This window comes from Halomonas sp. R57-5, from assembly GCF_900070345.1.
Classification (GTDB): domain Bacteria; phylum Pseudomonadota; class Gammaproteobacteria; order Pseudomonadales; family Halomonadaceae; genus Vreelandella; species Vreelandella ventosae_B.
On the sequence record NZ_LN813019.1, the window covers coordinates 3,728,791 to 3,750,077 of the forward strand.

Consider the following 21,287-nt stretch of genomic DNA (forward strand, 5'->3'; position numbering starts at 1 on the left):
CGGTGTCACTCAAAGTACGGTGCCACTCAGAAAGATGAGCATTATAGTTACATTCATGTATGTATGCTAGCCTTGAACAATCTAAAAATGTGTGTACAGCCTATTGTCAAGTCGCTTCCAGCTTACCTTAGTCCAAAGCATGATGGCTTGGCGATTAATGCGGCGCTCTTTTACGAAATTGCCGAGTGTCGATGCCCCATTTATTTAGCCGAGAAGCCAACGTCGTAGGCTTAATGCCAAGCAGCTCCGCCGCGCCCCCCGCCCCCGAGACCTTTCCCCCCGCCTGTTCCAGAGCGGCAATCGTGCTTTCACGCTGGCGCTGGCTCAGCGCATGCTCGGTGAGCAGCGTTGCTTCACTTTGCTCCACGCTGGCGTGAACCGGCGCAGGCACCGGGTTAGCAGAGCCTATTGAACGCGGCGAGTCCCCTAACAGCAGGTCATCAAACATCAAGCGCCTATCCTGGGTCACGATAACTTGGCGCTCAATAATGTTCTCCAGTTCACGAATATTGCCTGGCCAGGGGTAGTGCTGAAGAATCTCCAGCTGGGCGGGGGGAATGCGCACCCCTGGCTTATTAAACTTCAGGCAGGCGCGCTGTAAAAAGTGTCGCGCCAACAGCGGCACATCCTCAATTCGCTTACGCAGCGGCACCGAATCGATTGGAAACACATTGAGACGGAAATAGAGATCTTCGCGAAAATGGCCCGCGTCAATCATCTCGCGCAGCTCACGGTTAGTGGCGGCGATCACACGAACATCGACCTTCCGAGTACGGTTATCGCCCACCCGCTCAAACTGCTGATCCTGCAACACCCGCAGCAGCTTGCTCTGAAGCTCCAGAGGTATTTCACCAACCTCATCCAAAAACAGCGTGCCACCGTGGGCCAGTTCAAAGCGCCCGGTGCGATCTTGAACAGCACCGGTAAACGCCCCTTTAACATGGCCAAAAAACTCGCTTTCAAATAAGTCCCGTGGAATAGCCGCACAGTTCACCCGGATCAGCGGCCGGTCGCTACGCGTACTGCCAGCATGAATGGCGCGGGCAATCAGCTCTTTACCGGTGCCCGACTCGCCGCTGATCAGCACGTTGGCGCTGGTGGGAGCGACCAGTTCAATCTGCTGGATTAACTTTGCCACCGCCGGGCTGTTGCCGACAATATCACGGTGGTTAAGCTCCGCTTTTATCTCTTCTTGAAGGTACTCATTTTCCAATTCCAAACGCTGCTTGAGCGACTCCACTTCAGCAAGAGCATCGCGCAGTTGCTGCTCAGCGCGCTTGCGCTCGCGAATATCGCGAAACAGCACTACCGCCCCGACCAACCTGCCCATTTCGAAAATCGGCGTACTGGTGTATTCAACCGGAATCGCTTCGCTATTTTTATGCCAGAACACTTCGTTATCGACGTGATGTACTTGGCCGTCGCTAAACGAGGCATGGATCGGGCACTGCTGTACCGGAAAGTGGCTGCCATCGGCGTGGGTGTGATGGAACATCAGGTGGGCGTCGTGGCCCACCATATCCTCGGTGCTCCAGCCTAAAATGCGCTCGGCAGCAGGATTCACAAAGGTGGTTTTGCCTTCGGCATCCAGGCCGTAAATGCCCTCCCCCGCTGCGCCAAGAATAAGCTGGTTCTGCTTCTCAATCCGCTCAAACACCTGCTCGACCCGCTGCCAGCCCACTTCGCCCTGGCGGTGCTGGCGGCCTAGCTCCGCTTTTGCCCGCCGCTGTTCGGCTTTATTGCGATCAATCAACGTCAATAAAAGCTGCGAAGAGTCTTCAATATGTTGAGCATATACCTCGACCCGATACGGCTGGCGCAGCATGTCGAGCATCACCAAGTCATCTGACCAGGCCGCTTTCTGTGCCAACGCCTCACCGGTGAAGTTCACCCATAGCGGCAGTGAAGCGCTCAAGCGATGGCTAAAGGGAGCCCTCAGCGGTAGTGCTTCATCAATATTGAGCATCTCGCAGGCGGCAGGGTTTGCGTCGAGTAGTTGGTCGGCAAAAGGGTCGACCACGAGCATCGCAAGGGGGGAGATGCGGCCCATTAGTGCGGCGGTGTGAAGGCTTGCTGGCTCATCCATTGGCGTTAGGCTCGAGTTAGTTGTCCCTTAACCATTCAATTCCCGCGCCATTCACGACATTTCGTCAATAAAACAACGGAATATCGTGAATTACGATTTTTCGTAACACACAAAACGCTCCAAAAAGACTCGTGAAATAAAAAATAAATATATTAAAAACAGATATTTATAAAAAATACGCGCGAGTTGGCACACAAATAGCAACGGTAGTGAGGATAGTGCGATAGCGCCACACGCCTAATCTCTTTTGCACCAGGACGGCGCAGCCATCGGTTTTATTGCTTCTATTTATTGCTCCTACCAGGAAACACTAAAACTTTTGGGTTAGGCGTTAATTAACCGAAATGACACAGGAGACATACTTATGTCTTATTTAATGCCCAGTGAATTTGTCACCAAGTTGGTGGATCAGGGTGAGTCAAAAGTCTATATGGGCACCCGGGATACGCTTATCCGTTCCTTTATGGCAGGGGCGACCCTAGCGTTGGCAGTTATTTTTGCCATTACCATAGCGACACAAACAGGCAACTTTTTGATCGGGGCGCTGCTTTTTCCTGTCGGCTTTGTGATGCTTTATCTGATGGGTTATGACCTGCTCACAGGTGTTTTCACGCTGGTGCCCCTTGCATGGCTCGACAAGCGGCCTGGCGTCACACTACCTCGAATGCTCAAGTGCTGGGCGCTGGTGGGGCTCGGCAATCTTGGGGGCGCCCTGTTTATCGCCACCTTTGGCTACCTGAATTTCACTATGGGCGGAACCGAGGAGATCAACGCTGTCGGCCAAACGATGATGACTGTGGGTGAAAGTCGCACGGTGGGTTACCAGGACGCGGGACTTGCCGGTTGGATTGTGCTCTTCATGAGAGGCATGTTCTGCAACTGGATGGTCTCAATGGGCGTGGTAGGTGCTGCTATCTCCACAACGGTTTCTGGCAAAATCATGGCCATGTGGATGCCGATTATTGTCTTCTTCTATCTCGGTTTTGAGCACTCCGTGGTCAACATGTTCTTGTTCCCGATTGGCCTCATGATGGGCGCTGACTTCACCCTGTATCAATACATTATGTGGAACGAGATCCCCACGGTGCTGGGTAACCTGGTTGGCGGTCTGACACTGGTTGGTTTGGTGCTCTACACCACCCACGTCCGCACTCAAGCCAAAAAAGTCTTTTCTTGATTACTGCCTATTAGCCAAAAAAGGGCCTCAAACGCCCTCCACTCCAAAGGAGAACCATCATGGATAAGCTCGAAATGCGTCACACTCTGCTCGCCGCCAAAGCGCGTAAAAAGATGAGCTGGGACGATATTGGCAACGCGGTGGGTATGTCGCCGGTGTGGGTCGCTTCCGCCTGTTACGGCATGAACAGCGCCAGCCAAGCGATTGCCGATAAGCTTTGTGACTCCCTCGGCGTGGACAGCGATGTCGCCGAAGCTTTAGTGGCTTTCCCCACCAAAGCCTGGGACGAAGCGATCCCCCAAGACCCCTTCATCTACCGCCTGTATGAAGTCGTTGGCGTTTACGGGGAGACCCTGAAAGACGTGGTGCAGGAGAAATTTGGCGACGGCATTATGAGCGCCATCGACTTCACCATGGAAGTCGATAAAATCGAAGACCCCAAAGGTGACCGGGTACTATTAACTTTGAATGGTAAGTTTTTGCCCTATAAATCTTGGTAAAACGTAAGTCCTGGCAAGTCAGGCGAAAGACTCGAGCCTCGCCACGCTGCGCTCAACCGCCGAACGATAACCGGCACCGAACAGCAGCAGGTGATTCAGCAGCGGGTAAAGCTGAAACAGCGCTTCACGCCTCGGCCAATCGGTCGGGGCGTCGCCATTCCAGTAAGCATCAAAAAACGCCTCCCCCGGCGAGCCAAATAGCGTTAGCATTGCCAAATCTACTTCCGCGTAGTGACGGTACACCGCGGGGTCGATAACCGCGGGCCCCTTTGTCGTGAAGAGCACATTCCCCGACCATAGGTCACCATGGAGCAAGCTGGGCGGCGCATCCGGCAGCCAACTCTCCAAATCGTGAGCCAAACGCTCGATACGCCTCCGCAACTCGCCGTCCAATAGCCCACGCTGGTGACACGCCTCACACAGGGGTAATAAACGCCGCTCACGCTGGAAGGCCCGCCCGTCACTAAGCGCTGCATTAGGCTGGGGCGTGCGCCCACAGGCATTATCCTGATGCCAGCCGTGGGCGTCGCCAATCACACCGTGCAGCCCGCGCAGCCCTTCACCTAGCGCGGCTTCGCTCTGCGGCCCACCTGGCACGGTATCCAGCGACTCAATGACTAGCCAGCCCGCTGACAAACCTAACACTTCAGGCACCACCAACTGCGCAGAGGCGCTGCGCAGGGCACGTAGCCCTTCGGCTTCACCGCGCAGTTGTGTCGCGTCGTCGTGTTTAATCACCACCTGCCCCTGGCGCGTCTCCAGGCGGTATACGGCGGCGATATCCCCCCCACTTAGCGACTGCAAGTCTCCAGCAGGGGTTAACGAGATGGACTCTAACAGCTGGATTAGGGTGGCATCCATGTCACTCTCCCCGTTGCTCGAATTTAGCTCGATCGACTGACTTATGGCGCTTAGCCTAGTCGTTTATCGATCAGGCTCTCTAGCTCAAGCTGGTCATCGTGGAAGCGGCGGATGCCTTCGGCCAGCTTGTCATTAGCCATGGCGTCTTGATTGTGGCCCCAGCGGAAGGCCGATTCACTTAACGGTTCAGTCGGTTTGCCGCGACCTTCGCCAGATTGAATCTGCGCATTGACGCTGCCTTCTGTTGCTTCCAGCTCCTCCAGCAACGCCGGCGAAATCGTCAGCCGTGGGCAGCCCGCCAAGGCCAGTACTTGGCCGGTAGTGCGGAAGCTCGCGCCCATTACCACGGTGTCGTAGCCACCTTGGTTGGCACGCTGGCAAACGCCTTGAACAAACTGAACGCCCGGGTCGTTTTCTGGCGTGTAGTCGTTGCCGGTCGCTTTTTTGTACCAATCGGTCACGCGCCCCACGAAGGGCGAGATCAGAAACACTCCAGCATCAAAGCAGGCCTGGGCCTGGGCTTCGCTGAACAGCAGCGTCAGGTTGCACTGAATACCCTCACGCTCAAGCACCTCGGCGGCACGAATGCCTTCCCAGGTAGAGGCCAGCTTGATCAACACGCGGTCACGAGACACCCCGCGGGCATCATACAGCTCGATTAACTCGTGGGCCTTGGCTATGCTGGCCTGGGTATCAAACGACAACCGCGCAGCCACTTCGGTGGAAACACGCCCCGGAACAACGGCAGAAATCTCGCTGCCCATGGCCACCGCTAAGCGGTCAACGGCATATTTGACCTGCTCTTCACGGCTGCCGCCGGAGGCTTTTACACTGCTGAGCTCTTCGTCAATCAGCGCTTGGTAACCGGACAGGCTAAACGCCTTAAGCAGCAACGAGGGATTGGTGGTGGCATCCTGAGGCTGATACCGACGAATAGCGTCCAGATCACCGGTGTCGGCGACGACAAGCGAATGTTGCTTTAACTGCTGCAGCTGACTGGTCATAACATCTCCTTAATATCCGTCTAATTCTTAATAATCACTTCACGCCGCCATGGCGTTGTTCAAGTGCTGCGCAATAACGCGCATAAATCGGTTGGTAGGCGGCCACCCGTTCTGGATGGGGGTCGGCCAGCGACTGCGTATCCAGATGGACTAATTTTTCGCACAGCGCTTCCAGGGTGACCCCCTCTGAACGCTGGTCGCACCAGGCCGCCTGTATCGCCGCGCCCAGGGCGGCCGCGTCGGTAATCTCGGGGCAAATCACCTGGGTGTCGGTAATATCCGCGACCATCTGCCGCCATACGGGGCTGTTAGCGCCGCCACCGATCAGGCGAATCTGGCTAGCCCCGGCGGTTAAATCACCCAGCAATTCCAGCCCGTAGCGTAGCCCGAAAGTGGCCCCCTCCACCACCGCCCGGCACATATTAGCCTGGGTGGTATTAAGACTGGTCAGACCCAGGAAGTCCGCTGAGGCATTCGGCAGCATAGGCACCCGTTCGCCGTTGAAAAATGGCAGTACGGTAACGCCCTCGGCGCCGATTGGCGCGTTGGCCACTTTCCCGCTAAAGGCCGCCAAGTCCAAACCAAACAGCTCGCGCACCCGAGTTGTGGCGGAAGTGACATTCATGGTGCAAATCAGCGGCAGCCAGCCGCCGGTGCTGGAGCAGAAGTTGGCGACCATGGCGCTATCGCACTCCACGGGGGTCGCTGAGTAGGCGCAAACGGTGCCGGAGGTGCCCAAACTCAGCGTGATCAGCCCTGGGGTAATATTGCCGGTGCCAATAGCGCCGAGCATATTGTCGCCGCCGCCGGAGGAGACAACCACCTGATCAGTCAGCCCCAACTCGCGGGCCACGGCTGAACGCACGATGCCTACTGGCTCATGGGCTTCCAGCACCCGGGGAAGAACCCGCGTGGGGTCTAATTCAGGGGCAATTTCAGCAAATACGTCTAGCTGCCAGCAGCGCTTGCGGGTATCGAAGTAGCCGGTGCCTGAAGCGTCGCCCGCTTCGGTGACGCGTTCACCGGTGAGCCAGAAATTGAGGTAGTCGTGAGGCAGTAGCAGGCTCTCGATACGCTGATAGGCGTCCGGCTGCTGCTCGCGCAGCCAGGCGACTTTGGAGGCGGTATAGCCGGTTTGCAGTACCAGCCCCAGCTTCTCCAGGCAGCCCGCTTCGCCGCCCAAGCGGGCGACTAAAGCGGCGTTCTGGGCACTGGTTTCGGTGTCGCACCAAAGCTTGGCGGGGTAGACCGGCACGCCCTCTGCATCGAGAGCCACCATACCGTGCTGCTGGCCGGAAACGCCTATACCTTGCACTTGGCTAGCCGAGACACCGGCTTTGTCGAGTGCGGCAAAAAACGCCGCTTTCAAGGCCGCCAGCCATTCAGCAGGCGCCTGCTCGCGACGGCCATTCTCGCCTTCATCCAGGTGATGAGCACGGCTTGCTTCCGCAAGAATTTTGCCCTGCTCAACGTCTACTACCACTACCTTGGTACTCTGGGTACCGCAATCTACCCCGATATACATCACAATGTTCCTTTGGACGACGCCAGACCCTCTAGCGTAGCGCGTGCGCCGCGTTCGTGCAGTGAACTTAGAGCCGCTAAATAGGCTTCTACAAAACGGGTGCTGTCGATTAAGTCGCCAAACAGCTCACGATTTTCGATAAAGGCCGTGGGKCGAGCGCGGTTCTCAGCGGCAATCACCATCAGCGGGGCCTTCAAGCGGTCAACGATGTCAATCGACTCGCCCTGCTCGTCTACCCCTTCAGCGTAGCGTGCCCAGCTGGCCACCACAGCGGCGCTGCGCTCTATCTCGCCACCTTGCGCCAACTGCTGCCGAATCACCGGCACTAGCCACTTAGGAATGCGGTCAGAGCTCTCGGCGCAGAGGCGTGCCAAGGTATCTTTGATTTGCGGGTTGGCGAAGCGCTCAATCAGCGTTAAGCGGTAGGTTTCCAAATCAACCCCCGGCACTGGAGCCAAGGTCGGCGTGCCCTCTTCGCGCATATAACCCAGTAAAAAATCAACGAATAGCGGATCTTGGCACACCTCATGGGCGTAGCGGTATCCGGCTAAATAGCCAAAATAGGTCAACGCCTGGTGGCTGGCGTTGAGCAGACGCAGCTTCATCAGCTCGTAGGGTTCGACATCCTTGACGACTTGGACACCCACTTTATCAAACGCCGGGCGGCCAAGGGGAAAGTGATCCTCCAATACCCACTGGGTGAAGGGCTCACAGACCACCGGCCAAGCATCTTCAACGTCAAAGCGCTGGGTCAGCTCATCAATATCCGTGGTCGACGTTACCGGGGTAATACGATCCACCATAGCGTTGGGGAAGGCCACCTCTGCTTCCAGCCAGGCGCCTAGCTCCGCATCCCGCGCCTGGGCATAGGCGCCGAACATGCGTTTGGCCACGTCACCATTACCTTGAATATTATCACAGGACATTACGGTGAACGGTGCGATGCCCCGGGCGCGACGGCGAGCGAGCGCTTCCACCACCAGCCCGAAGCTGGTGGTGGGCTGGGTAGGATTGGCAAGATCGGCGCGCACTTGAGGGTTGTCGAGATCGAATTCACCGTTCACCGGGTGAAAGTTATAGCCACCTTCGGTTACCGTTAGCGACACAATGCGAATCGCCGGATCGGCCATCTGCTCGATCACGGCCTCTGTTTCTTCAGGCGCAAACAGATAATTCAGCATGCTACCGATCACCCTGGGCTCATACTGGCCGTCTGGATGTTTGACCACCAACGTGTAGAGATAGTCCTGCGCTGCCAGTGCCTGCTGCATGCGTTTGTCGCCGGGCATCACGCCCACACCAACAATGCCCCAATCCAGCGCTTCGCCCTGGTTCATCAAGGCATCCAGATACATCGCTTGGTGGGCGCGGTGAAAGCCGCCTACCCCGATATGCACGATGCCGGGGGTGAGCGTTTGGCGGTCATACTGAGGTTTGGCAACATCGTCGGTTAGCTTGCCCAGGTTGTGATTATTAAGACGGGTCATGGGACTCTCCAGCCAAGGCCTTCTTGGCGCGATGGGGTGAATAAAGGCAGGTAACAAGCGGCGCTATCAATGGGCTAACACACAGTACTAGCGCCAGCGCTGGTCAGGCGGTAAACAGCAACTCTTCACTAATTGAGCGTTAAGCATGTCTTTGTGGTGGGTGCGTTCCAGCGCACCGGTGCGATCCTCGCCCATCTCAAGCCAGCGATTGATCAGCCGCTCAACCAGCACGACGTCATCGACGTCTAGAAATAGCGTCCAATCAAACAGCGGTCGCAGTTCGCGCCAGGGGGAACGGTCAAGCAGCAGGTAGTTGCCCTCGACAATGACGATGCGCTGTTCAAGGGTGATCAGTCGTCCACCGGCACGGGCTAGATCCAGTGGGCGGTCAAAAACCGGCACCGCTACCGGATGAACCCCTTGGCGGATGCGCTCGAGGTCGCAGCGCAAACCCTCTACATCGAAGGTATGGGGCGCGCCTTTTACCGGCACCTGTTGCTCGCCCAACACAGCGTTATCGAAGTGGTAGCCATCCATGGGCACTAGTCCAGCCTGGCCTGGTAGGTGCTGATTAATGGCATCACAGAGCTGGGCGCTGCGATAGGATTTCCCCGCCCCCGGCGGCCCTGCCAGCGCTACCAGATAGCGTGAGGCGCCTTCGGCGGCGCGAATAATCTGATGGGCTAACGTATCAAAATCAGGGGTCATGGCCATCTCAGCTCATCCAGTTGCCGCCATCCACATTGAGCGTCTGGGCGACCACGTAATCACTGTCTTGGCTGGCCAAAAACACCGCCGCGCCGGTGTGGTCTTCGGGCAGGCCCATTCGCCCAAACGGCACCGCCTCGCCCACTAAGCGCTTCTTCTCGCCGAGTGGGCGGCCCTCAAAACGGGCGAACAGCGCGTCGACTTCTTCCCACATTGGCGTATCCACCACGCCGGGGGCGATGCCGTTAACATTGATGCGGTGTTTGATGAGATCAAGCCCGCTGGATTGAGTGAGGCTTATCACCGCGGCTTTACTGGCGCAGTAAACGCTTACTAGCGCTTCACCGCGACGGCCTGCCTGGGAGGCCATATTGATAATTTTGCCCCCCTGCCCGCGAGCCACCATAGACCGGGCAACCGCTTGCAAAGTAAAAAACATACCTTTGGTATTGACCGCAAACTGCTTGTCGAAGCTGGCTTCAGTCACCTCCAGCACCGGCGCCATATCAAAAACAGCGGCGTTATTGACCAAAATATCGATGCCGCCGAAGCGCTGCGTCACCGCGTCGACCATGGCGTTAATCGATGCCTGATCACAGACATTCAGCTCAATGCCCATGGCTTTTTCGGCGGGGGCTTGCTGGCCCAATGTTGCCAAAGCCGCCTCAATGGCGGCACCATCAATATCAGCCACCACCACACTGGCACCTTCGCTTAAATAACGCTGAGCAATGGCCAAGCCGATGCCCCGAGCGCCGCCGGTAATCACCGCGATTTTGCTATTTAGTTTCATTGTCATGCTCTCACTGTTAACTGCACTATTATGGGCAAGAAGCCTTTATCAAGTGGATAAATGGCCATTGGCTTGCCACTCATCCACCAAGGCTTCCAGGCCGTGCATATGCTCTAAAATACGCCAGGCACCGACTTGAGTAAGGCGCGCCGCTTGATCAACATCCACATGGCTGGCGCCGATAAACCCAATCACGCACATACCTGCAGCACGGGCGGCCGTCACCCCGGCCACGCTATCTTCTACCACTAGACAATCACGCGGCACTTGGCCTAAATGGGATGCCGCCAATCGGTAGAGTGCGGGGTCGGGCTTGGGATGCGCTACCTGATCAGCGGTAAAAATAGGCACCTCGCCAAACGCATCGGCCAACCCTGTGCTGGCCAGTGATGCCAATACACGACTGCGTCGACTGTTGGAAACCACCGCCTTTTCCAAGGTAATGCCACGAATCGCCTTGTCGGCGCCGTCTATAGCTTTAAGCTCCTGCGCCAAACGGGCCTCGATAGCAGTATCCACCTGCTCGGTGGCATCAGACGGCAGCGTGTGGGCGCTTAACGCTTCAAGATGAGCAAGAATAGCCGCCGTGGTCATCCCCAGCGCTTGGCCTAGTTCCTGGTCGATATTCAGATCGGGCAGCCAGCGGGAGAGGTACTCCACCAGCGTACCTTCAGCCAGCGCCTCGCTGTCGACCAGCACGCCATCACAGTCAAAGATGAGTGTCCTCATGCAGGCTCCTCAGAAGGCGAACCGGGCGCGCGGTTATCGTGTCGGGTTAGCCCTGCCAAGGGGTGCTGTTGCAAGCTGGGCAAGGCCAGGCCGCCAGCGTCAAACAGGTGGGCGCGCTCGGGGGCAAAGCCGAAATGCACCGTATCGTTAACCCGATAGGCCACGTCGCCATCGGCCATAATCGTGATGAGTTCGTCGTCCATCTGGACATAAAGCGAGGTTTGGCCACCTAGCCGCTCCAGCACTTTGATCTCGCCACTCAGGGGCCCCTGCTCTTCGAGTACTAAGTGTTCCGGGCGAACACCCAGCTCAAGGGGGGCGTTGGCCTCCAGGTGCTGACCGTCCACCGGAACGCTGCGTTCACCGCCGCCGGGCATACGAATCCCCACGCCTTCAGGCGAAACGCTGGTCAGCGTTACCGGCAGAAAGTTCATTTTCGGCGAGCCGATAAAACCCGCTACAAAGCGATTGCGCGGATGATGGTAGAGCGCCATGGGCGAGCCCACCTGCTCGACGACGCCGTCGTGGAGCACAACGATTTTATCCGCCATGGTCATCGCTTCGATCTGGTCGTGGGTGACGTAGATCATGGTAGCGTCCAGCTCATCGTGCAGGCGCGCTAACTCAATACGCATCTGCACACGCAGCGCGGCATCCAGATTGGAGAGCGGCTCATCGAACAGGAAGATGCTGGGGTTACGCACAATCGCCCGGCCAATCGCGACCCGCTGGCGCTGACCGCCGGAAAGCGCTTTGGGCTTGCGGTCCAACAGCGGTTCGAGCTGTAGAATCTTGGCTGCTTCCAGTACCTTGGCGCGCCGCTCCTCTTTGGATACCCCCGCCAGGCGCATGCTAAAGCCCATGTTGCCCTCTACCGTCATGTGCGGGTAAAGCGCATAGCTTTGAAACACCATGGCGAGGCCTCGGTCTGCGGGCCCAACGTCATTAATACGCTGACCGTCGATCAAGATATCGCCATCCGTCGCGCTCTCAAGCCCAGCGATCATGCGCATCAGGGTCGATTTACCGCAGCCGGAGGGGCCAACGAAGACCACAAATTCTCGGTCATTAACCTCAAGGTCGATACCCTTGATGACCTCGGTGTCGCCGAAACGCTTGGTAATATTGTGTAGTTGTAGTGTTGCCATGAGGAAGATCCTTTACTTGACGGCACCAAAGGTCAGGCCACGCACCATCTGTTTTTGTGTCATCCAACCGAGTATCAAAATCGGCGCAATGGCCATGGTGGAAGCGGCAGACAGCTTGGCCCAGAACAGCCCCTCAGGGCTTGAGAATGAGGCGATATAGGCAGTTAATGGCGCGGCTTTTGAGGTAGTGAGATTGAGACTCCAGAACGCCTCGTTCCAGCTCAAAATGACCGATAGCAACCCTGTGGACGCGATACCCGGCAGCGTGAGCGGCAGCAGCAGGAAGAACACTTCCTGGAGGGTGGAAGCACCGTCCATCCGCCCCGCTTCAAGAATGTCTTTAGGCATATCTTTAAAGAAGGTGTAGAGCATCCACACCACAATCGGCAGGTTCATCAACGTATAGACGATGATCAGACCGGTGCGGGTATCGAGTAGCCCAACGTCGCGAAAAATCAGGKAAATCGGCACCAGCACACCTACCGAGGGCAGCATTTTGGTAGAGAGCATCCACAGCAACGTGCCCTTAGTGCGCTTAGTCGGCAAAAAGGCCATGGCGTAGGCTGAGGGAATCGCAATCAGCAGCGCAAAGAACGTGGAGCCAAAGGCCACCGCGACGCTGTTAAGCGCAAAGCGGGTATAGCCAGAACGCGCGTGTACCGCCTGATAGCTTTCCAGGGTGGGCGAAAAAATTAGCGTGGGGTCGGCAATCGCCGCGGTTTCCGTTTTAAAGCCAGTCAGGATCATCCAGAAAATCGGAAAGAAGATCACTAACGCTACCGACCAGCCCAGTACCGTTATCATGGCTCGCTTGCTTTGCGCCGACCGCCATCCCGACACCGAGCGGGGCGCTGCGGGTTTGGAATTTAATGTTGTCATCGAAGTACTCCCAGGACACAAGTGCCGGTCTACTCTTCCAGGTTTTTGGCCACCATACGGACCAGGAAGATCGCCACGATATTAGCGAGAATGATCGCGATCACCCCACCGGCGGAGGCAGTGCCCACGTCAAAATCGAGCAGCGCACGAATGTAAATCAAGTAGGCCAGATTGGTGGTCGCCAAGCCCGGGCCACCGGAGGTGGTGACAAAAATCTCGGCAAAAATGGTCAGCAGGAAGATCATCTCGATCATGATGACCACGCTGATGGCGCGTTTAAGATGCGGTAACGTAATGAAGAAGAAAATCGCCACCGGCCCCGCGCCGTCCATTCTTGCGGCTTCCMCCTGATCCTCATCCAGCGACTGCATAGCGGTTAGCAGAATCAGCAGCGCGAACGGCAGCCACTGCCACGCTACGATGATCACAATCGAGGTCAGCGGCAGCGAGGAGAACCAGTCGACGGCGGGCAGGCCGATAGACTCAGACAGCCACGCCAGCACCCCATTGGAGGGATGCATCATCATGTTTTTCCACACCAAGGCACTCACGGTGGGCATCACAAAAAATGGCGAGATCGCCAGCACCCGAGCGATCCCGCGCCCGGCAAACTCCTGCTGGAACAGCACCGCCAGCAGGGTGCCGCCAACAACGGTAATCGCCAGCACCCAGCCCACCAGCAGCAGCGTGTTACCCATGGCCGCCCAAAGGGCTGGATCAGTGAGCAAATATTGGTAGTTTTCAAGTCCGGCAAAGCCGGTCATGCCCGGCATTAGCAGGTTATAACGCTGGAAGGAGAACCATAGCGTCATGCCCAGAGGCACAATCATCCAAAGCAATAACAGCGTTACAGCAGGCGCTTGAAGTGAAAGCGTCCTTAGCCCGCCGACCGTCCGGCCAGAAGCACGTGTTTTATTCATGGGAATACCTGCAGAAACAGTGTGGGTGCAATGCCTGCCTGGCTAGCCAAGGCAGGCATTGCGGCCATCAGTCTAGATAACCAGCCCGCTGCATGGTGCGTTCGGTGGCACGCTGAGCACTGTCTAGCGCCTGCTCCACCGTGGTGTCACCGGTTAGCGCCGCGGCAATGGTTTGGCCAACCTGGGTGCCGATCGACTGAAACTCTGGAATGCCCACAAACTGCACGCCCACATAGGGATTGGGTTCCAGGGTGGAGTCGGTAGGGKCGGCGTCTTGAATAGCCTTCAGCACGAAGTCTGCAAAGGGGGCTGCTTCGGTGTACTGCTCGTTGGCGTAGGTCGACTCACGGGTGCCTGGGGGCACGCTGGTCCAGCCTTCGGTTTCACCGACCAACTCAATGTACTCTTGCGAAGTGGCCCAGGTAACAAACTCAAGCGCCGCTTCCTGGTTTTCTGAAGAAGCCGGTATTGCTAACGCCCAGGACCACAACCAGTGTGAACCTTTCGGCGTTTCGGCCACGGGTGCTGGAGCAAAGCCTAAGCTATCCGCCACATCGGACTCATTGCCGTCATACAGCTTGCCCGCTGCTGAGGTGGCATCTACCCACATCGCGCAATTGCCGCGGGAGAACAGCGCCAGGTTCTCGTTAAAGCCATTGGAGCTTGCGCCTGGCGGGCCGTAGTCATTGAGCAAGTCGACATAAAACTGGATAGCGTTAACCCACGCCTCAGAGTTGAGCTCGGGGTTCCACTCTTCGTCAAACCAGCGGCCACCATAGGTATTCACCAGGGTGGAAACAAAGGCCATGTTCTCGCCCCAGCCGGGTTTTCCGCGCAGGCAGATTCCCGCCACCCCCTCTTCGCTGCCGTGCAGCTCGCCTGCCCACTCGCGTACCTCTTCCCAGGTGGGCTGCTCGCTCATCTCAATACCCGCTTTCTCAAACAGATCCTGGCGGTAGTACATCATCGAGCTTTCGGCATAAAACGGCAGAGCGTGGAGCGTGCCGTCCAAGCTCAAACCATCGCGCACCGAGGCCAGCAGATCGTCTTCGTTATAGTCGTCGGGCAGGTTATCCAGGGGAGACAGCCAGCCGCGCTCTGCCCAGATAGGTACTTCGTAGGTGCCGATGGTCATCACGTCGAACTGGCCACCATCGGTGGCAATATCGGTGGTCATCCGCTGACGTAGCACGTTCTCCTCGAGCACCACCCAGTCCAGGGTGATATCGGGGTGAGCTTCTTCAAAAGCCTCGGTGAGGCTCTGCATTATCACCATGTCGTTGTTATTAACCGTGGCCACGGTAATTTCGGTCTGCGCCTGGGCATGGCCTGACATGGCAATGGCGGCCGCTAGCGTGGAGACGGGCAAGTGACGTGCGAGTCGCATAAAGAACTCCTAGTGGGCTGGTATTGGCATTGTTGTCGCCTTGATCTTATTGATCATCTATCGAACAAATGATCGTACGTAAGCCAAAAAAAAGCAAAGCCGATTAACTTAGACTTTACGCTAACTTATCACCTTTGACGCATGTTGCAGCGCACGCGCTACCACTCCAACCCCTCTCAACTTATAGCGCCTCAACAATCTGCCGTGCGGCTATTTCGTCGGTGACTAACCCTTTCAGCCAACCGCCACGCAGCGCGGCGTGTATCGCCGGGGCTTTTTCGTGCCCTCCCGCAATGGCTACCATATGGTGCTTCCCAAAGCGCTCCAGAGGCAGGCTAGKGACCCGTCGCGTAATTGAGCAGTCGATCACCTCACCGTCGCGGTTAAGCGGCCAGCCAAGCAACTCTCCCACCGCTTTTAGGTTCAGCAATTCATCCAGCTCGCTTTCGCTAATAAAGTGGTCTTGGAACAGCGTGGCCTGGCGGTCAATACGCCCGATGCCGATAAAGGCAGCCTCTGACTCTCTGGCCACATCAGCAATCGCCTTAAACAGGCGTTGCGCTAGCATCGCCTGTTTTTCAGCCAGCGACTCGGCGACTACCGGCGCGGGCAGTAAAAAGCGTTCGCCGCCGGTTTTATCCGCCATCACCATCACCGCATCGTAGCGGTTAGCTGAGCCATCCCTGGCAACATTCCCCACCAGCGACACAAAGCGGTGCTGAGGCCGCTCAACGCGGCTCAGCGCTTCAACCGCTGCCCGCACCGAACGCCCGGTGCCTAACGAAAGCGTCAACGGTTCGCTGCGTTCAACCAGTTGGGCAATGCGCTCAGCGGCAGCCACGGCCAAGTAAGCGGCGGCACTGTCGGCGGCGTGGTTATCGGCGGGCACCACTTCGCAGTAGGTCAAACCAAAGTGATCGCGCAGCGTGCTGCCCAGCGCCATGCAGTTCGAAATGGGGTGATCTATATGCACTTTCACCAGCCCTTCCTGGCGAGCCAACGCCAATAGGCGCTGCACCCCTGGCCGCGAAACGCCCAACTGGCTGGCAATCTCATCCTGGGTCATGCCACCGACATAGGACATCCAAGCGGCTCTGGCTGCTTGATCCAGCTTTACCTCAAATTTATCCATTCGATGGTTCCCGTATTGTTGATCAGGCATCATCATACAAAGCTAACCCCGCGACCAATAGTCGCCTATCCGCTAACATAGCCAGAATTACGCGTTTCACAATGGATCGACCGTTTGGAGATACAGCATGTACAAACTGGCTTTTTTTGTTCCTGTGGAAGATGCCGAAAGCGTTAAGCGAGCCGTATTTGAAGCTGGTGCAGGACGTATTGGCGATTATGAAAATGTCTGTTTTCAAACCCGAGGCACAGGGCAGTTTCGCCCTACGGAAGGTGCCCACCCGCATATCGGCTCGGTGGGCAGTCTGGAAACAGTCGAAGAGTTCAAAGTCGAATTGTTGTGCGATGAAGCGCATATCCATGGCGCCATCGCCGCCTTGAAACTTGCCCACCCCTACGAAGAAGTCGCTTATGATGTGTGGCCGTTAGCCGATCTATAATCAGCTGGTTAACGTCTTACGCACTGCCAAAATAGCGCTCCCGATCTTCGGGAGTCACCATGCTGATATGCAGCGGAAATTCGTTGTGGGCGCGGTCGGCGTAGAAGTGGCGTAGCGTGCGTTCAATGGTGGTGAAGGCCAGTTCATCCCAGGGAATTTCGTGCTCTTCAAACAGCGCGACTTCCAGGCTTTCCGGCCCGGCGCTGAAGCCACCGATTAACTCGGCGCGAAAGATCATATACACCTGATTGATATGCGGCAGGTCGATTAGCGTGTACAGGTTGGCCAGTTCGACCTCCGCACAGGCCTCTTCACGGGTTTCTCTGGAGGCCGCCTGCTGAGTTGATTCGGCGTTTTCCATATAGCCAGCGGGCAGCGTCCAGTAGCCTTTGCGCGGTGAAATCGCCCGCTTACAGAGCAGCACTTTACTACCGCTAACGGGCAGCGTACCGGCCACGATGCGCGGGTTCTGATAGTGAATCGTACCGCAGGCATCGCACAGGTAACGCGGGCGGTCATCGCCTTCTGGGACAGCAAAACGTACTTTATCACCACACTGGCTGCAAAAGTTCATCGCGTATTCTCAACGGCTAGTGAATAGAAGCCTCGACGCGCTTGACGTCAACGACCGCTGCTGGGTAAAAGAGAACAAAGTAACTGGATGCCCCATGTTAGAGAAACTGCGTAAACAGCTGCAACAACTGACGCCTCAACGCTTGGATCACATCGTGATGCCCGAGGCCGCCGTGCTGTTGCCGATTGTCGAACGTCCAGCGCCTACCTTACTGTTTACTCGCCGGGCCAGCCACTTGAGCACCCACAGTGGCCAAGTGGCGTTCCCAGGTGGCAAGCGCGAGCCCTTTGACAGCGACCTATACGCCACGGCACTGCGCGAGGCAGAAGAGGAGATTGCCCTCGACCCCGGTCTGGTGCAACCCCTGGGACGGCTGTCGGATGTCATTTCGTTGCACGGTATTCGCGTTACTCCCTGGGTCGGCATTATTCCACCCGACTTACCGCTGATTGCCGACCCCGGCGAGCTAGACGCCATTTTTGAAGTGCCGCTGAGTCACTTTTTAGACGACCACCGAACGCATACCGATGTGATTACCGTCGATGGCGTTGCCCACTACGTGCCCAGCTACCACGTAGACGGCCACGTTATCTGGGGGCTCTCGGCGATGATGTTAGTGGAGTTACTGGCCGAAGGCTTTGGTATGCCGATTGATTTGTATCAGCGACCTGCTGGGCCGCTGCACCACTACCCTGAACGCACAAGCCGACTCTCAAAATCCTCCACGAATACTTCGCGCCCGGCGCCATCGAGAACCAGCAAATGACCCCCAGTGTTGCTACTTCGTCACCTGCACTGCAGCCAGCGACTCAGGTCGCCCTTGTGGATGCACTGGTTGAACAAGGCTGGTATGTGGGCCGCGGGGTCATTGACCTTGGGCTATGCGAGGCGCTGAATCACGAACTTCTGCATCGGGCGGCCTATAACGGTCTGGATGAAGCGGGGATCGGTCGTGGCCAGCAGCACCTGCTGCGTAAAGATATTCGTGGTGACGCCATTCACTGGCTTGATCGCGAGAGCGCTGCCCAACGGCGTTACTTAGATACCATGAGCGAGCTACAGCAAGCGCTTAACCATGCGCTGTTTTTGGGCTTATTTGAGTACGAAGCCCACTTTGCCCACTACCCGCCGGGGGCTTTTTATCAGCGCCACCTGGATAGCTTTCGTGGTCGCGCTAACCGCGTCATCTCCACCGTTGGTTATTTGACACCAGACTGGCCAAGCGACGGCGGCGGTGAAATGGTGGTTTACCACCCGGACGCCCCCAACCAGGAGGTCGCCCGCGTAGTACCCGAGGCAGGCACTTTCGCCTGCTTCTTATCGGAAACCATTCCCCACGAAGTACTGCCTACCCGCCACCCGCGTACCAGCATTGCGGGCTGGTTCCGGCGCAATGCCTCGCTGGGTGGCGTGCTAGATCCAGCCCGCTAGCGTTTTCAGCCCCCCAACAGGCTAACCCCAATAGACTAACTAAGCGGAACGATTTGACCGTTGGCCTGCTCCAGCACTTCGCGCACCTGTTCGTAGTCAACGCTAGATGAATTGCCACCTTCGTGTTGCTCAATCAAGCCCACAACGTTTAACAGCATATCCATGCCAAATGCCTGTTCATCCGTTGCGGTAAAGGCTTGGATGTAATTTGTCCCGCTTTCACTCCAGCCTACTTTGATCGGTGAATCGATAATATTGACCTGAGTGCCCACCGGCACACGCCAGAAAACTGATTCAATATCCTCTGGATGCATACGGATACAGCCGCGGCTGGCACGCATACCAATGCCGTCCGGCTGGTTAGTGCCGTGAATCAGATAACCGGGGATATCCAGCAAAATAGCGTATTTACCTAAGGGGTTATCGGCACCGGGGGGCACAACCGCAGGGGCGGGATCACCACGCTCAGCGGCTTCACGCCGAATCGACTCAGGTGGGTACCAGGCCGGGTTTTCAAGCCGCATGGTGGTTTCGGTAATCCCCAGCGGCGTATTATAGGCATCGCGCCCAATACCAATGGGGTACGTCTCAACACGCGGCGTCTCGCCCGCCTCTACCTCTGGGTAATAATAAAGGCGCAGCTCCGCCACGTTGATGACAATCCCGGTTCGCGCCTCATCGGGCAAAATAAACTGCCCGGGAATCGTCACCTCGGTTCCCTCTCCCGGCACCCACAGGCTGGTATCCGGATTAGCCATACGAATTTCTTCGTAACCCACATTGTGTGCTTTAGCAATATCCAGCAGCGTGTCCTCTTCGGTCGCCGTGATGGTATACACTTGGCCCACAATATTGCCCTCTTCAGGCAGCAGAAAATGACCTTTGGGCAGCTCGCTGCTATCAGCTGTAGCGCTCAAGGCTAACAGCCACGCGCCTAGCGCAACGCTGCTGACGCAGAGCTGTTTTAACGTCTGCAAAGGGTGGGAAGTCATGGTCAGGGAGTCTCCTTTTTATGCGACCTCACTTTTCTCAAGGCGGGGATGAAAAGCGAGCCATTTGGAGACGAATATGAACACTGGACGGAAGCAGGTCAACTCGACAGACTGTCGCACGGCGGCCCAGTGGCGCCGTTAGGAGTGGGCTCAAAGCGATTCTGATACCTAAAAATTCACATTATTTGTTGTATTTCTGAGCACAGCGACTAGTCTAATATTTGTCTTAGCGCAGTGACGCGCAAGATAGCGTTAATTAAGCCAATGCATTAAATGCTATGTATTAAATACTCTGTATCAAATACCAAGCATAAAGTGCATAGGCGCAATTAACACAATCAGGAATGATAGCACCGGCGTTGATATCGCTTCTATTAAACGAAGTCAGTACCGTCGCTATCGATTTATTTGGGTTGTGACGCGGAGTCGTTAAGCCCCAATAAAATCGCAAGGAGCAAGCAAAATGAAAATGATCAAACCCGCTATTCTAGGTACTCTCATGGTGCCGGCCGTTATGTTCGCCGTAGGCACTGTTAACGCCGAAGAAAATACCACCACCATGGAAGCGACTTACCTGACGGAAACGCCAGCAGGTACTTTCCATTCCGATGCTTTAACCGGCAACCAAGTCAAAAGCAGCGTCGAAGATGATGAAGATATCGGCACCATCACTGACTTGGTGATCGATGAAGATGGCCAAATTAATGCTGTTGTCGTTGGTGTCGGTGGTTTCCTTGGGATGGGTGAGAAAAACGTCGCTATCGAATGGGACTCACTTGAGTTGACCAAAGAAGAAGATGGCGAAGATTATGTCATTACCGTTAATGCGTCAGAAGATGCACTTGAAGCTGCTGAAGAGTATCACCGTAGCGAAGATAAAAGCGAAGATGAGTAAATGCTAATTAGTTCTAAAAAAGCCTTGGCATTTGCCAAGGCTTTTTTATTATCAACACTCTTTCCTACTCGTTAAGACAATAAAAAATAATTAAAAATGCCGCCACATCAATCAATGTGGCGGCACCATAACTTATGCTATTAAAAAACGTAAGCTATCAAAAAGCTTATCGTCAGCCTTTTAATTTAGCCGTCATACTTACATCTGCATTAAGAACCTTGGAAACAGGACAGTTAGCTTTAGCCGTTTCCGCTGCTTCCTGAAAAGCGGCATCGTCGGCGCCGCTTATCTCAGCCACAACGTCCAAGTGAATTTTCGAGATATCAAACCCGGCATCGCTTTGGGAAAGAGTCACTTTGGCGCTGGTTTCGATAGAATCAGCGGTGTAGCCTTTCTCGCCCAAAATCATTGACAGGGCCATTGAGAAACAGCTGGCGTGCGCCGCGCCAATCAGCTCTTCGGGGTTGGTACCTTTTTCATCTTCAAAGCGCTTGCTGAAGGAGTACTTGGCATCTAAAACGCCACTTTCGGTTGAAACGGTGCCTTTACCATCCTTGAGACCACCTTCCCAACGTGCGCTAGCTTTACGATCCATGAACAACTCCTTGTGTGTGCCAATA

General features: G+C 56.1%; 22 protein-coding genes. 6 read left to right on the top strand and 16 right to left on the bottom strand.

From position 1 onward, the window contains the following. Positions 1-154 precede the first annotated feature (154 nt). Positions 155-2,086: a sigma 54-interacting transcriptional regulator gene (locus tag HALO_RS17080; protein WP_035577527.1), complete on the bottom strand. Its 1,932-nt coding sequence runs from the start codon at positions 2,084-2,086 to the stop codon at positions 155-157. A 364-nt stretch (positions 2,087-2,450) separates the two neighbouring features. Between HALO_RS17080 and HALO_RS17085 the strand changes: the two genes are divergently transcribed. Both HALO_RS17085 and cynS read left to right on the top strand, forming a co-directional pair. Continuing rightward, the gene (locus tag HALO_RS17085) at positions 2,451-3,263 is read left to right on the top strand and encodes a formate/nitrite transporter family protein (protein WP_035577524.1); all 813 of its coding nucleotides are present in this window, start codon (positions 2,451-2,453) and stop codon (positions 3,261-3,263) included. Between the two features lie 59 nt (positions 3,264-3,322). Beyond that, positions 3,323-3,763: a cyanase gene (cynS, locus tag HALO_RS17090; protein ID WP_035577522.1), complete on the top strand. Its 441-nt coding sequence runs from the start codon at positions 3,323-3,325 to the stop codon at positions 3,761-3,763. A gap of 18 nt (positions 3,764-3,781) precedes the next feature. Here cynS and HALO_RS17095 read toward each other — a convergent pair whose 3' ends face one another. The 12 genes from HALO_RS17095 to HALO_RS17150 all read right to left on the bottom strand — a co-directional run bounded on the left by HALO_RS17095 (position 3,782) and on the right by HALO_RS17150 (position 16,336). Further along, complete coding sequence (locus HALO_RS17095; RefSeq protein ID WP_035577519.1) at positions 3,782-4,624, bottom strand: fructosamine kinase family protein; 843 nt, start codon at positions 4,622-4,624, stop codon at positions 3,782-3,784. Between the two features lie 50 nt (positions 4,625-4,674). Beyond that, positions 4,675-5,628: a transaldolase gene (gene tal, locus HALO_RS17100; protein ID WP_035577517.1), complete on the bottom strand. Its 954-nt coding sequence runs from the start codon at positions 5,626-5,628 to the stop codon at positions 4,675-4,677. Between the two features lie 34 nt (positions 5,629-5,662). Then, positions 5,663-7,153 (bottom strand): xylulokinase, encoded by a 1,491-nt coding sequence (xylB, locus tag HALO_RS17105; RefSeq protein ID WP_035577514.1) that lies wholly within the window; start codon positions 7,151-7,153, stop codon positions 5,663-5,665. Beyond that, positions 7,153-8,640: a mannitol dehydrogenase family protein gene (locus HALO_RS17110; RefSeq protein WP_035577512.1), complete on the bottom strand. Its 1,488-nt coding sequence runs from the start codon at positions 8,638-8,640 to the stop codon at positions 7,153-7,155. The genes xylB and HALO_RS17110 overlap by 1 nt, the downstream gene beginning before the upstream one ends. An 87-nt stretch (positions 8,641-8,727) precedes the next feature. Next, positions 8,728-9,348, bottom strand: coding sequence for a nucleoside triphosphate hydrolase (locus tag HALO_RS17115; RefSeq protein ID WP_035583158.1), 621 nt, complete (start codon positions 9,346-9,348; stop codon positions 8,728-8,730). A 7-nt stretch (positions 9,349-9,355) separates the two neighbouring features. Next, positions 9,356-10,141: an L-iditol 2-dehydrogenase gene (locus HALO_RS17120; RefSeq protein WP_035577510.1), complete on the bottom strand. Its 786-nt coding sequence runs from the start codon at positions 10,139-10,141 to the stop codon at positions 9,356-9,358. A 48-nt stretch (positions 10,142-10,189) separates the two neighbouring features. Continuing rightward, positions 10,190-10,870 carry an HAD family hydrolase gene (locus HALO_RS17125; RefSeq protein WP_035577508.1) on the bottom strand — a complete coding sequence of 227 codons (681 nt, stop codon included), beginning with the start codon at positions 10,868-10,870 and terminating at the stop codon, positions 10,190-10,192. Continuing rightward, on the bottom strand, positions 10,867-12,018 hold the full coding sequence (locus HALO_RS17130; protein WP_035577507.1) for an ABC transporter ATP-binding protein: 1,152 nt from the start codon (positions 12,016-12,018) through the stop codon (positions 10,867-10,869). The genes HALO_RS17125 and HALO_RS17130 overlap by 4 nt, the downstream gene beginning before the upstream one ends. A 12-nt stretch (positions 12,019-12,030) precedes the next feature. Then, positions 12,031-12,897 (bottom strand): carbohydrate ABC transporter permease, encoded by an 867-nt coding sequence (locus HALO_RS17135; RefSeq protein WP_050713739.1) that lies wholly within the window; start codon positions 12,895-12,897, stop codon positions 12,031-12,033. A gap of 29 nt (positions 12,898-12,926) precedes the next feature. Further along, positions 12,927-13,817, bottom strand: coding sequence for a carbohydrate ABC transporter permease (locus HALO_RS17140; protein ID WP_050713740.1), 891 nt, complete (start codon positions 13,815-13,817; stop codon positions 12,927-12,929). A 67-nt stretch (positions 13,818-13,884) separates the two neighbouring features. Beyond that, entirely contained in the window at positions 13,885-15,204 is a 1,320-nt protein-coding gene (locus HALO_RS17145; protein WP_050713741.1) for an ABC transporter substrate-binding protein, read from the bottom strand. A gap of 181 nt (positions 15,205-15,385) precedes the next feature. Beyond that, positions 15,386-16,336, bottom strand: coding sequence for a sugar-binding transcriptional regulator (locus tag HALO_RS17150; RefSeq protein WP_050713742.1), 951 nt, complete (start codon positions 16,334-16,336; stop codon positions 15,386-15,388). A 127-nt stretch (positions 16,337-16,463) separates the two neighbouring features. Here HALO_RS17150 and HALO_RS17155 point away from each other — a divergent pair, with 127 nt between their 5' ends. Then, positions 16,464-16,775 (top strand): NGG1p interacting factor 3 protein, NIF3, encoded by a 312-nt coding sequence (locus HALO_RS17155; RefSeq protein ID WP_035577495.1) that lies wholly within the window; start codon positions 16,464-16,466, stop codon positions 16,773-16,775. 16 nt (positions 16,776-16,791) lie between these two features. Here the strand turns inward: HALO_RS17155 and HALO_RS17160 are convergent, their stop codons facing one another. Beyond that, positions 16,792-17,349, bottom strand: coding sequence for an NUDIX hydrolase (locus HALO_RS17160; protein ID WP_035577492.1), 558 nt, complete (start codon positions 17,347-17,349; stop codon positions 16,792-16,794). A 94-nt stretch (positions 17,350-17,443) separates the two neighbouring features. Here HALO_RS17160 and HALO_RS17165 point away from each other — a divergent pair, with 94 nt between their 5' ends. After that, positions 17,444-18,115, top strand: coding sequence for a CoA pyrophosphatase (locus HALO_RS17165; protein ID WP_172821681.1), 672 nt, complete (start codon positions 17,444-17,446; stop codon positions 18,113-18,115). After that, positions 18,112-18,780, top strand: a complete 669-nt coding sequence (locus tag HALO_RS17170) for a 2OG-Fe(II) oxygenase (protein WP_035577488.1) — start codon at positions 18,112-18,114, stop codon at positions 18,778-18,780. Before HALO_RS17165 ends, HALO_RS17170 begins: the two co-directional genes overlap by 4 nt. Before the next feature lie 35 nt (positions 18,781-18,815). Here HALO_RS17170 and HALO_RS17175 read toward each other — a convergent pair whose 3' ends face one another. After that, the gene (locus HALO_RS17175) at positions 18,816-19,772 is read right to left on the bottom strand and encodes a L,D-transpeptidase family protein (protein ID WP_035577486.1); all 957 of its coding nucleotides are present in this window, start codon (positions 19,770-19,772) and stop codon (positions 18,816-18,818) included. Between the two features lie 463 nt (positions 19,773-20,235). Between HALO_RS17175 and HALO_RS17180 the strand changes: the two genes are divergently transcribed. Continuing rightward, entirely contained in the window at positions 20,236-20,667 is a 432-nt protein-coding gene (locus HALO_RS17180; protein WP_035577485.1) for a PRC-barrel domain-containing protein, read from the top strand. 172 nt (positions 20,668-20,839) lie between these two features. Here the strand turns inward: HALO_RS17180 and HALO_RS17185 are convergent, their stop codons facing one another. Then, the gene (locus tag HALO_RS17185) at positions 20,840-21,262 is read right to left on the bottom strand and encodes an OsmC family protein (RefSeq protein ID WP_035577483.1); all 423 of its coding nucleotides are present in this window, start codon (positions 21,260-21,262) and stop codon (positions 20,840-20,842) included. Positions 21,263-21,287: the final 25 nt, after the last annotated feature.